Origin of the sequence: Acidovorax sp. M14, assembly GCF_049331375.1 — a bacterium.
In the GTDB taxonomy this organism is placed as follows: domain Bacteria; phylum Pseudomonadota; class Gammaproteobacteria; order Burkholderiales; family Burkholderiaceae_C; genus Acidovorax.
The window spans coordinates 4,924,647-4,936,556 of the sequence record NZ_CP186263.1 but is presented as its reverse complement, the minus strand read 5'-3'; the positions used below and the strand labels follow the sequence as shown (position 1 = coordinate 4,936,556).

Sequence of the window (11,910 nt, the reverse complement as noted above, 5' to 3'; positions counted from 1 at the left end):
ATGAATCACCGTGTACTCGCACTGGCCTTGACGGCCGCGTTGGCATCCCTCGTGGCGCAAGGCGCTGCGGCCCAGGGCCTGCGTCCTTCGGGGGCCTCGTCTTCGGGCAAGACCGGGTTGTCCTCTTCGCCGTCGTCGCTGACCGCGCGCCCTGCGGCCGTGCCCTCCATCACCTTGCCTGCGCCCTCCGCCAGCACCGCTCCGCGCGCGGCCGATTTCATCGTGGCGGTGGTCAACTCCGAGCCCGTGACCAATTACGAAGTGCGCTCGCGCCTAGCCCGTGCCGAGGCGCAGATCGCCAAGCAGGGCGGCGCCATGCCGCCACGCGATGCGCTGGCGCGTGAAGTTCTCGAACGCATCATTCTGGAAAAGGTGCAGTTGCAGCAGGCGCGCGAATCGGGCATCAAGGTCGATGACTACGCCGTGTCGCAGGCCGAGCAGGGCGTGGCCCGCCAGAACGACATGACGGTGGACGAGCTGTATGCGCGCCTGGCCCGCGACGGCATGAGCAAGGACCGTTTTCGCGAAGAGCTGCGCAACCAGCTGCTGCAGCAGCGCCTGCGCGAACGCGAAGTCGAAGCACGCGTGAAGGTGAGCGACCTGGACGCGGATCAGTTCCTGCGCGAAGAGCAAAAGGGCACGGACGTCGCCGCCATGGAGATCAACCTCGGCCATGTGCTGGTGGTGGTGCCAGAAAACGCCACCCCCGCGCAGGTGGCCGAACGGCAGGCACGCGCACAGCGTGCGGCCGACAAGGTGCGCGCGGGCGAAGACTTTGCGGCGGTGGCCCGCGAGTTCTCCGATGCGCCTGAAGGCCAGCGGGCTGGCGGTTTGCTGGGCCTGCGGCCTGCCGACCGTTATCCGGAACTGTTCGTGAACTCCACCCTGGGCCTGCCGGTGGGCTCCATCGTGGGCCCGGTGCGCTCGCCGGCGGGCTTTCACGTGCTCAAGGTAGTGGAACGTGTGACGGCCGGCATGCCAACCACGGTGGTGCAAAACCACGCGCGCCATATCCTTCTGCGCACGGGCCCCCAGTTGTCCGAGGCCGCCGCCGCCGCTCGACTGGCCGACTACCGCCGTCGCGTGCTGGCCGGGCAGGCCGACTTTGCAGCTTTGGCACGCGAGCATTCGCAGGATGGCAGCTCCAAGGAGGGCGGAGATTTGGGCTGGGCCAACCCCGGCCGGTATGTGCCCGAGTTCGAGCAGGCGCTGGACACTCTCAAGCCTGGTGACATCAGCGAACCCGTGGTCTCGCGTTTTGGCGTGCACCTGATCCAGCTGCTGGAGCGCCGCGAAGCCAAGCTCACCCAGCGCGAGCAGCGCGACATGGCACGCAACGTGGTGCGCGAGAAGAAACTCGACGAGGCCTATGCCACCTGGGCGCAAGAGCTGCGCGGGCGCGCGTATGTCGAATACCGCGAGCCCCCCCAATGAGTGCAGGCCCTAGCTCCCAGCACTCTCAGACACCACAACAGATAAGGTCGCGTTGAAACACATTCCCCGCAAGCGCTTCGGACAACATTTCCTGTCCGACCAGGGCATCATCGACGGCATCGTGCAGGCCATTGCGCCGCTGCCCGGCCAGCCCATGGTCGAGATCGGGCCTGGCCTGGCCGCGCTGACGCAGCCCCTGGTGGAGCGACTGGGGCGCCTTACCGTCATCGAACTGGACCGCGACCTGGCCCTGCGCCTGCGCCTGCATGGGCAGCTCGATGTGATCGAGTCCGACGTGCTGAAGGTGGACTTCACGGCGCTCGCGCAGACTCTGCGCGACAAGGCCGGGCAGCCGGGATTGCGGCTGCGCGTGGTGGGCAACTTGCCCTACAACATCTCCACCCCCATCCTTTTCCACCTGCTGGACCATGTGCAGGTCATCGAAGACCAGCACTTCATGTTGCAAAAGGAAGTGATCGACCGCATGGTGGCCAGCCCCGCCACTGGCGACTACGGGCGCCTGTCGGTCATGCTGCAGTGGCGCTACGCCATGGAAAACGTGCTGTTCGTGCCGCCCGAGAGCTTCGACCCCCCGCCCCGCGTGGACAGCGCCGTCGTGCGCATGGTGCCGTATGCCGAGCCGGCACCGCTATCGATTCCGGTGCTGGAAGAATTGGTCCAGGTGGCTTTCAGCCAGCGCCGCAAGCTCCTGCGCCACACGCTGGGCCGCTGGCTCGAAGCTCGCCAGTTTGGTGGTGAATTCGACACCCAGCGCCGAGCTGAGGAAGTGCCCGTGGCCGAGTACGTGGCACTGGCGCAGAAATGCTCTTGAATTGATAGCTGACAGCGCTTGTTCGATGGGCGCTAGACAGCTTTTTACTCAGTGAAGGTGCGTTGGATGGCGCTGAGCTAGCAGGCGCACTGCAACCAATGCCGTGCCTGCAGCTGCAACGCTGGACCTCGTAACAGCCATGGCAACTGTCGCTGCCCAGACCAAAGACACCGCGCAAGGGCCGCCCCGCCGCGCGGGTGTCGTCCCCCTTCCCGGCGAAGCCGAGAGAAGGGGGAAGCGGCGTAGCCGCTCAGGGGGATGTACCGAATTCAGGCGGCGCTGAGCCAATACCCGGCGTTGAAAGGGCTGCTCATGCGCAGCGCCATGGGCGATACGTCCACAAGTTTGTCCGTGGGCATTTTTTCAGCGGGTTCGCCGTTGATCTCGATGCCTTCGACGGCCTGGGTGTCGCTAGCCTCGTTCGCCCGTTCTGCTTGGCTGGTGGATGCAGAACGGGCTACAGAAAAGAATAGAAACACCGGAAGGGTATCTTGCGATCGCCCCAGTAGTCGGCCGCGTCACGGAAGATATCGAGCAGCTGCTCGCGCGCTTCCTTATCGAACTTGCCCGTGGCTGGGATCTGCTCCAGCACCACAATGAAACCAGGCTGCGGGCCCGATTTGTGCAAAGGGTCTGTCATGCAGTCGTACAACGCATCGAAGTTCTTGCCGAAGTGCGATGGGAACGTGAATTGGGCGGCAATCAGGTCCAGCACATCCTGCTTGGACTGCGCGTGGGCCAGATTGGCGTACAAGAAATGGTGACCCATGGAGGTGGCTGCATCCTGCAGGTCCTGCACGCGGAAGGCGCGAATGGACTGCACGATGTTGGTGCGCACGCCACGCAGTGGCGTTTCCAGGTCTTTACGAAGTGGCGTCTGCATCTCCGCTACTCTTTCTTTATAAAGTCCACAAACTTCTGGCATCTCACAGGCTGCAGGATGCGGCCTGTGAATGGGGAATTCAATGGGGCGCGGCGTACGCTTTCAGGGATGGGCTGGCTGGCGCACACCGCATTGGGGGTTACTCGACGATCTCGCGAAAACTGGCGTAGTGGTCGCTGGTGTAGTAGCAGGCATCCGGCGTCCGGGGCTTGCCGCCACACACGATGCGCCGGGCTCCCCGGTCGCGCGATCCTGGTGTTCTGACGGTGTATTCACGGTAGTAGCCACGCTTTTGGGCGGGCAACAGCCGCTCGCGATTGCCAAAAACCGATCCGTCCTTGTCGTACGGAAAGGGCCCGCCCTCACGGATCAGCGCGTACGTTGTCCGCCCTTGGGGCGGCAACTCGGCCAGTGCGATGGGGGTGGTGGACCCGCTTTCGGACGGGGATTTCCGGGCATGTCCCGCGACCGGAGACAGCACGAAAGCAACACCCAAAACACACAATAACCCTGCCTTGCGCGCCCGGGCGGCTACAGCCTTCAGCATCAACGAACCTTTCAGAAACTACGGGTTAACCCGAAATTTCGAGCCGCTAGTGTCGCTCAACGGTCCCCAAAAAGCAAGCGTCTGCACAAAGATTGGGCAGACGCTGAAGGGCTTTGCAAGGGTTTTAAGTTAGCGCTTGCTACCGGATATTGGCTTATCTCGCCACGTTGGCATCGGCCACGGTGAGGGCTGTCATGTTCACGATACGGCGCACGGTGGCGCTGGGTGTCAGGATATGAACTGGCTTGGCCGCACCCAGCAGCACGGGGCCGATGGCAATGCCGCCACCCGCCGCCGTCTTGAGCAGGTTGTAGGCAATGTTGGCGGCGTCGATGTTGGGGAACACCAGCAGGTTGGCGTCGCCAGTCAGTTCGCTGCTGGGCATGAGTGCCGAACGGGCCTTGCCGTCCAGCGCCACGTCGCCATGCATTTCGCCGTCCACTTCCAGCCAGGGCGCCTGCTGGCGCAGCAGCTCCAGGGTCTGGCGCATCTTCACCGCGCTGGGGCTGTTGCTGGTGCCAAAGTTGGAGTGCGACAGCAGCGCGGCCTTGGGCTTGATGCCAAAGCGCATCATTTCTTCGGCGGCCAGAGCAGTGATCTCTGCCAGCTCCTGCGGCGTGGGGTCGTAGTTGACGTGCGTGTCCACCAGGAACACCTGGCGGCCGGGCAGCATCAGGCCGTTCATGCAAGCGTACACCGGAACGTCCTGTGCGGTGCTGTCGGCGCCGCCCGCGTGCTTGCCGATCACCTGGTCGATGTACATCAGGTGGTTGGCCGTGGTACCCCAGGTGCCGCAGATCAGGCCGTCCACTTCGCCTTTGTGCAGCATCATCGATCCGATAAGTGTGAGGCGGCGGCGCATCTCGATCTTCGCAACCTGTTGGGTGATGCCCTTGCGCTCGGTCATGCGGTGGTAGGTCTGCCAGAAGTCGCGGTAGCGGTGGTCGAAGTCGGTGTTGACCACGTCGTAGTCCACGCCTTCCTTCAGGCGCAGGCCAAACTTTTCGATGCGCTGGGCGATGATGGCGGGGCGCCCGATCAGCGTGGGGCGGGCGACCCGTTCGTCCACCACGATCTGTGCAGCGCGCAGCACACGCTCTTCTTCACCCTCGGCATAGGCCACGCGCTTCTTGGCAGCGTTGCGGGCCGCGTCGAAGATGGGCTTCATTGTCGTGCCCGAGGCATACACAAAGGTCTGCAGACGGTCGCGGTAAGCGTCCATGTCAGCGATGGGGCGCTGCGCCACGCCGCTGTCCATGGCGGCCTGGGCCACGGCCGGCGCGATCTTCATCATCAGCCGGGGGTCGAATGGCTTGGGGATCAGGTATTCGGGGCCGAAGGTCAGCTTCTCGCCCACGTAGGCGGCTGCCACCACCTCGCTCTGCTCGGCCTGGGCCAGCTCGGCAATCGCGTGCACGGCCGCAATTTCCATCTCATCGGTGATGGTGGTGGCGCCGCAGTCCAATGCGCCCCGGAAGATGTAGGGGAAGCACAAGACGTTGTTCACCTGGTTCGGATAGTCCGACCGGCCCGTGGCCATGATGATGTCGTTGCGCACGCTGTGCGCCAGCTCGGGCGTGATCTCGGGGTTGGGGTTCGCCAGGGCGAAGATCACCGGGCGCTCGGCCATGGTGGCCACCATCTCGGGCTTGAGCACGTTGCCGGCCGACAGGCCCAGGAACACGTCGGCGCCGACCATCACCTCGGCCAGCTTGCGCGCATCGGTCTTCTGCATGAACTGGCGCTTGTCGTCGTCCATCAGCTCTTCGCGGCCCTCATAGACCACACCGGCCAGGTCGGTGACGAACACGTTCTTGCGCTGCACGCCCACCTTGAGCAGCAGGTTCAGGCAGGCCAGGGCCGCCGCGCCCGCGCCGCTGGTGACCAGCTTGACGTCTTCAATCTTCTTGCCTGCCACCTTCAGCGCATTCACGATGGCAGCCGCCACCGTGATGGCTGTGCCGTGCTGGTCGTCGTGGAAGACCGGGATCTTCATGCGCTTGCGCAGCTCGCGTTCCACGTAGAAGCAATCGGGGGCCTTGATGTCTTCGAGGTTGACGGCGCCAAAGGTCGGCTCCAGCGCTGCGATCACCTCGACCAGCTTGGCCGGATCCTTTTCGTCGATCTCGATGTCGAACACATCGACACCTGCGAACTTCTTGAACAGGACGGCCTTGCCTTCCATCACCGGCTTGGAGGCCAGCGCGCCAATGTCGCCCAAGCCCAGCACGGCGGTGCCGTTGGAAATCACGGCGACCAGGTTGCCACGCGAGGTGTAGCGGAAGGCGTTGGCAGGGTCCTTGACGATCTCTTCGCAAGGGGCAGCCACGCCGGGCGAGTAGGCCAGCGCGAGATCGTGCTGGTTGATCATCTGTTTGGTCGCGGCAATGGCCAACTTACCCGGCTTGGGAAACTCGTGGTACTCGAGAGCGGCACGGCGCAACTGGGCACGCTTGTCGGAATCGTTGTTGTTGTTCTGGGCCGTGGTGTTCTCGGGCATTCAGTGTCTCCAACTCAGGGGGTGAGGGGCCAAAACCGTACTCCAGCGGGTCTGCAGCAGGCTGTCAGCTTTGTAAGGGTCTGCGATTGTAGGGGGATGTGCGTAAAAACCCTAGTAAGCGAATCTGCTTACCCAGGGGCTGTTTGCCCATTCATTGTGTCGTGTGGACGGGGTTTTGAGACCCCCATATCCATGCACAAAAGCTATGAGGTGTTTTGCTTTTTGAGGGGGAACACCGTGCTTGCCCGAAACGGGTCGCTTCATGGACCCTTCTGGCGTCAAAAGGGTGCATGCCGCGCCAGCCGTGATCATTGGGGTGCCTTGTCTTCAAACGCTATGTCGAGGCATGGAACGAAAAAAGGCCCCGCGTGGGGCCTTTGTCGTTGAAAATTGAACGCTGACGGATGCTTCAGCGGCTGCTCGGAAAGCTGAACACCGCCCCCTCCCGCACGCCCGCCGAGGGCCAGCGCTGCGTGATGGTCTTGCGCTTGGTATAGAAGCGCACGGCATCGGGGCCGTAGGCGTGCAGGTCGCCGAACAGGCTGCGCTTCCAGCCGCCGAACGAGTGGTAGGCCACGGGCACGGGCAGGGGCACGTTCACGCCCACCATGCCGACCTGAATGTGGTCGGTGAAGTAGCGGGCAGCCTCGCCGTCGCGGGTGAAGATGCAGGTGCCGTTGCCGTATTCGTGGTCATTGATGAGCTGCATGGCTTCCTGCAGCGTCTTCACGCGCACCACGCCCAGCACGGGGCCGAAGATCTCTTCCTGGTAGATCTTCATGCCGGGCTTGACGTTGTCGAACAGGCAGGCGCCCAGGAAGTAGCCTTCCTCATGGCCCGCCACCTTCACGCTGCGGCCGTCGACCACCAGCGTGGCGCCCTCGGCCACGCCGCTGTCCACATAGGCCTTCACCTTCTCGAAGTGGGGCTTGGACACCAGTGGGCCCATGTCGTTGCTGTTGTCGGTGCCGGGGCCGACCTTCATCTTGGCGATCTCGGTCTTCAGGCCCGCAATCACGGCGTCACCCACAGCGTCGCCCACGGCGACCAGCAGCGGGATGGCCATGCAGCGCTCGCCGCACGAGCCGTAGGCCGCTCCCATCAGGGCGCTCACGGCGTTGTCCACATCGGCGTCGGGCATGAGCACCGCGTGGTTCTTGGCGCCGCCCAGGGCCTGCACGCGCTTGCCGTGTTTGCAGCCTTCGGCGTAGATGTATTCGGCAATGGGGGTGGAGCCCACAAAGCTCACGGCCTTGACGCGGGGGTCGCGCAGCAGCGTGTCCACGGCCAGCTTGTCGCCGTTGACCACGTTCAGCACGCCGGGCGGCAGGCCCGCTTCCAACGCGAGCTGGGCGATGAACAGCGTGGAGGAGGGATCGCGCTCCGAAGGCTTGAGCACAAAGGTGTTGCCGCAGGCCACGGCCATGGGCCACATCCACAGCGGCACCATGGCCGGGAAGTTGAACGGCGTGATGCCGGCGGTGACGCCCAGCGCCTGGAACTCGCTCCACGAGTCAATCGATGGGCCGACGTTGCGGCTGTGCTCGCCCTTGAGCAGCTCGGGTGCGTAGCTGGCGTACTCCACGTTCTCGATACCGCGCTGCAGCTCGCCGTGCGCGTCGGCCAGCACCTTGCCGTGCTCGGCGGTGATCAGGGCAGCGATCTTGTCGGCGTTTTCTTCGAGCAGCACTTTCAGCTTGCTCATCACGCGGGCGCGCTTCAAAGGCGGCGTGTTGCGCCAGGCGGGGAAGGCGGCTTCGGCGGAGGCAATGGCCGCTTCGACCGTCGCTTTGCTCGCCAGCGCCACGCTGGTGGTCGATTGGCCAGTGGCGGGGTTGAACACCGGCTGCGTACGCTCGGTGTCGGCAACGAGCTTGCCGTCGATCAGGTGGCCGATGGTGGTGGTGACGTTCTTGTCGTGGTTCATGGTGATTTCAGGTCAAAAGTGCCGGTAGCGTTAGTGCAACATGCGCCACAAGCTATCAAATTAATAGTAACTAGGCCGTGACGGCCTGGGACTCCAAGACCGGCAGCACATGCGCCAGCGCGCGGTCGATGTATTCCTGCTTCTCACCCACCGGGGCAAAGTAGTGCAGCACCTCGCGCGCGGCGTCCAGCCCCTTGAGGCGTGCCAGCAGCCACGCCACCAGGTACTGCGACGCCAGGCACCCACCCGCCGTGGCCACGTTGCCACGGGCAGTGAACGCGCGCGGCACCACGTCCACGCCCGACTCCACCACCCAGGGTTTGCTGGTCAGGTCCGTGCAGGCGGGCGTGCCGCTGAGCAGGCCCAGGCGGCTGAGCAAAAAGGTGCCCGAGCACTGCGCGGCCAGCAATTGGCGGTCAGGGTTCAGCGCACGCAGTTGCTCCATCAGCGCCGGGGTGTTGGCCACCTCGCGCGTCTTCATGCCGCTGCCCACCAGCACCGCATCGGCCTGGGCCAACTGGCTCAGGTCCTCGTGCGCGTCGATGGTCAGGCCGTTCATGGACGTGACGCGCGGCGTGGGGCTCGCAATGCGCACCTGCCAGTCCGTGTCGCCCAGCAGCGCGATGCGGCTGAGCATGCCAAACGCCACGAGCGAGTCGAGGTCGTTGAAGGCGTCGAAGGTGAGGATGGAAATGCGCATGGGCCGGTCGGGCTTGTGCCTTAAGCCGTTTCTTGCAGGGCGTCGCCCAGGGCGCTGATCAGGCGGTCGATTTCGGCCTGGGTGCTGATGAAGGGCGGCGCCAGCTGGATGGTGTCGCCACCGTAGCGCACGTAAAAGCCCTTCTTCCAGCAGTTCATCGCAATCTCGTACGGACGACGGGCAGGCTCGCCGGGCAGCGCTGCAATGGTGAAGCCGGCAGCCAGGCCAAAGTTGCGAATGTCGGCCACATGCTTGGCGCCCTTGAGGCTGTGCACCGCCTGCTCAAAGTACGGGGCCAGCGCCTTCACGCGGCCGATCATGTCTTCCTTTTGCAGGATATCGAGCGCCGCAATGCCCGCTGCGCAGGCCACCGGGTGGGCCGAGTAGGTGTAGCCGTGCGGGAATTCGAGCATGTACTCAGGGCCGCCTGCGGCCATGAAGGTGTCGTAGATCTCCTTGGTGGCCACCACGCCGCCCAGCGGCTGCGCGCCGTTGGTAACTTGCTTGGCAAAGTTCAGGATGTCGGGCGTCACGCCGAAGGCTTCGGCACCCGTCCAGGCGCCGCTGCGGCCAAAACCGCTGATCACTTCGTCAAAAATCAGCAAGATGTTGTTTTGTGTGCAGATCTCGCGCAGGCGTTGCAGGTAGCCCACGGGCGGGATCACCACACCGGCCGAGCCCGAGAAGGGCTCGACGATCACGGCGGCGATGTTCGATGCATCGTGCAGCGCAATCACTTCCAGCAAACGGTCGGCCAGCTCCTTGCCTGTGGGCGGCATGCCCTTGTGGAACGAGCCCGCGGGCGGCTGGGTGTGGGGCAGGTGGTCGGCCTCCACGCCTTGGCCAAACAGCTTGCGGTTGGCCACTATGCCGCCCACCGAGATGCCGCCGAAGTTCACGCCGTGGTAGCCCTTTTCGCGACCGATCAGGCGCGTCTTGGTGCCCTGGCCCTTGGCGCGCCAGTAGGCGCGGGCCATCTTGAGGGACGTGTCGGCCGACTCGGAGCCTGAGCCGGTGAAGAACACATAGTCGAGACCCGCAGGCGTCAGCTCTTTGACGCGGTTGGCCAGCTCGAACGACAGCGGGTGGCCAAACTGGAAGGCGGGCGCGTAATCGAGCTTCATCGCCTGCTTGCCAATGGCCTCGGCAATCTCGCGGCGGCCATGGCCCAGGCCCGCGCACCACAGGCCCGAGAGGCCGTCAAAAATCTTGCGGCCTTCGGAGTCGGTGTAGTACGCGCCGCTGCCCTCCACGATCATGCGCGGGTTGGCCTTGAACTGGCGGTTGCCGGTGTAGGGCATCCAGTGCGCGTCCAGCCATTCGGCGTCCATGCGGGGGCCTTCGGCACCGGCGGCGGGTTTTTCGATGTTGACGAAGCTCATGGGGTTCTCCAGTGCAAGGCGGCAAAAAAATGCAGGCAACCCCAGCGGGCTGGGGCTTGACGTAGGGCATTGTTGCGCCGCCTGTTAATCTCTCAAATAATCCAATATCAATGTTTACTTGACGATTTATGCAAGTAAAGAACCCCGCTCCACCCCCACCCATCTCCGCGCCTGCCGGACCTGGAAAACACCGCGCCGTGCTGGGCCAGCTCAGCGACATGGACCTGCGTCTGTTGCAGGTCTTCAAGAGCGTGGTGGAGTGCGGCGGCATGTCGGCCGCCGAGCTGGAGCTGAACATCGGCACCAGCACCGTCAGCCGCCACATCAAGGACCTGGAAGCCCGGCTGGGCCTCACGCTGTGCCGGCGGGGGCGGGCCGGGTTTGCGCTGACGGCCGAGGGGCAGCGGGTGTATGACGAAACCCTGCGCCTGCTGGCCTCGGTGCGCAGCTTTCGCGACAGCGTGGACGACATCCATTCGCGCATGGGCGGGCAGCTGGCCGTGGCGGTGTTCGACAAAACCGCCAGCAACCCGGCCGCCCGCATCGGTGAGGCGATTGCCGCCTTCACCGCCCAGGCGCCCGATGTGCAGCTGCAGCTGCATGTGGGTTCCATCAACGCCATCGAGCGTGGCGTGATCGACGGCAGCTACCAGGTGGGCATCATCCCCGCGCACCGCAGCTCGCAAAGCCTGGCTTACGCCGACCTGTTTGGCGAGACCATGCTGCTGTATTGCGGCGCGGGCCATCCGCTGTTTGGGGCGTCATCGCCCCCAGCCGACTGGCACGCGGTGCGGGGCTACCAGTTCGCGGGGCTGGGTTATCACTCTCCCAACATGGAGTTGAGCCACCAGGCCCGGCTGCAGCGCGCAGCCACGGGGTTTGATCAGGAGTCCATTGCCACGCTCATCTTGTCGGGCCGCTTTCTGGGGTTCTTGCCCGACCACTATGCCGAGGCCTTCGAGCGCCAGGGCCGCATGCAGGCGGTAAACCCTGCGCTGTTCCACTACCACTGCCAGTTTGTGAGCCTGATGCGCCGCTCGCCTGCGCCCGCCCGCGCGGCCCAGGCGTTTGCGCAATGCCTGGAAGACGCGCACCGCCCCGGTCGCTGACAGGGGCATTGCGGGGCTGTGGCTTGCCAGCGAATGCGGCGAGGCGGACAATTCGCCTTCTTTGCAACATTGTGTGACATCGGGAGCAGCGCCCATGGCCAGTATTTCCTCCATCGGCAGTTCAGGCCTTCAGGCCGCCCAGTTGCGACTGGACGCGTCGGCCAACAACGTGGCCAACATGAACACCCCCGGCTACCGCCGCGAGGTGGTTGCACAAGAAGAAGTGGCTGAAAGCGCCGGCGTGCGCGCCACCGTGCAACGCGAGCAGGACGCCAAGGGCGTGGCGCTGGAGCAGGAAGCGGTGGAGCAGATGTCGGCCACCTACGCGTTCAAGGCGAATCTGCAGACCATCAAGACGCAGGACGAAATGATGGGCTCGCTGCTGGATGTGAAGGCCTGAGCGCAGTCCGTTCAGCGTTCATTGGTATTCCCACCCCCATGCCCCGCTGGCCGGGGCATGTTCGTTTCTGGCGCAGGCACAGAGGACTGCCCGTTGTCACGCTTATCAATTGGTACGCGCCAGCCCCGCGAGGCGCTGGACCAACCAGCGCTGAAAGGCCAGGCCCGTGGCGGTGCGGCTGCGCAGTGGAATGGCG

The 11,910-nt window shown here is 64.4% G+C and carries 11 protein-coding genes; 4 read left to right on the top strand and 7 right to left on the bottom strand.

What is annotated here, in order from left to right; translation table 11 throughout:
* Both ACOYR4_RS22995 and rsmA read left to right on the top strand, forming a co-directional pair.
* A complete protein-coding gene (locus ACOYR4_RS22995) occupies positions 1-1,434 on the top strand; it encodes a peptidylprolyl isomerase (RefSeq protein WP_422848195.1) in 1,434 nt (477 codons plus the stop codon).
* Between the two features lie 52 nt (positions 1,435-1,486).
* Positions 1,487-2,266 carry a 16S rRNA (adenine(1518)-N(6)/adenine(1519)-N(6))-dimethyltransferase RsmA gene (gene rsmA, locus ACOYR4_RS22990; protein ID WP_422848194.1) on the top strand — a complete coding sequence of 260 codons (780 nt, stop codon included), beginning with the start codon at positions 1,487-1,489 and terminating at the stop codon, positions 2,264-2,266.
* 269 nt (positions 2,267-2,535) lie between these two features.
* On the opposite strand, the gene ACOYR4_RS22985 is transcribed toward rsmA, so the two are convergent.
* The 7 genes from ACOYR4_RS22985 to ACOYR4_RS22955 form a co-directional block, all read right to left on the bottom strand.
* A complete protein-coding gene (locus ACOYR4_RS22985) occupies positions 2,536-2,745 on the bottom strand; it encodes a hypothetical protein (RefSeq protein WP_015016367.1) in 210 nt (69 codons plus the stop codon).
* Positions 2,724-3,149 carry a barstar family protein gene (locus ACOYR4_RS22980; RefSeq protein WP_015016366.1) on the bottom strand — a complete coding sequence of 142 codons (426 nt, stop codon included), beginning with the start codon at positions 3,147-3,149 and terminating at the stop codon, positions 2,724-2,726. The genes ACOYR4_RS22985 and ACOYR4_RS22980 overlap by 22 nt, the downstream gene beginning before the upstream one ends.
* 139 nt (positions 3,150-3,288) lie before the next feature.
* A complete protein-coding gene (locus ACOYR4_RS22975) occupies positions 3,289-3,696 on the bottom strand; it encodes a ribonuclease domain-containing protein (protein ID WP_422848193.1) in 408 nt (135 codons plus the stop codon).
* Between the two features lie 154 nt (positions 3,697-3,850).
* Positions 3,851-6,196, bottom strand: coding sequence for an NADP-dependent malic enzyme (locus tag ACOYR4_RS22970; RefSeq protein WP_209816761.1), 2,346 nt, complete (start codon positions 6,194-6,196; stop codon positions 3,851-3,853).
* Positions 6,197-6,605: 409 nt separating this feature from the next.
* The gene (locus ACOYR4_RS22965) at positions 6,606-8,123 is read right to left on the bottom strand and encodes a CoA-acylating methylmalonate-semialdehyde dehydrogenase (protein WP_422848192.1); all 1,518 of its coding nucleotides are present in this window, start codon (positions 8,121-8,123) and stop codon (positions 6,606-6,608) included.
* Between the two features lie 70 nt (positions 8,124-8,193).
* Positions 8,194-8,823 (bottom strand): DJ-1/PfpI family protein, encoded by a 630-nt coding sequence (locus tag ACOYR4_RS22960; protein ID WP_422848191.1) that lies wholly within the window; start codon positions 8,821-8,823, stop codon positions 8,194-8,196.
* A gap of 20 nt (positions 8,824-8,843) precedes the next feature.
* Entirely contained in the window at positions 8,844-10,205 is a 1,362-nt protein-coding gene (locus ACOYR4_RS22955) for an aspartate aminotransferase family protein (protein ID WP_422848190.1), read from the bottom strand.
* A gap of 128 nt (positions 10,206-10,333) precedes the next feature.
* Here ACOYR4_RS22955 and ACOYR4_RS22950 point away from each other — a divergent pair, with 128 nt between their 5' ends.
* Both ACOYR4_RS22950 and ACOYR4_RS22945 read left to right on the top strand, forming a co-directional pair.
* Positions 10,334-11,314 carry a LysR family transcriptional regulator gene (locus ACOYR4_RS22950; protein WP_422848189.1) on the top strand — a complete coding sequence of 327 codons (981 nt, stop codon included), beginning with the start codon at positions 10,334-10,336 and terminating at the stop codon, positions 11,312-11,314.
* A gap of 94 nt (positions 11,315-11,408) precedes the next feature.
* Positions 11,409-11,714, top strand: coding sequence for a flagellar basal body protein (locus ACOYR4_RS22945; protein WP_015016359.1), 306 nt, complete (start codon positions 11,409-11,411; stop codon positions 11,712-11,714).
* Positions 11,715-11,910: the final 196 nt, after the last annotated feature.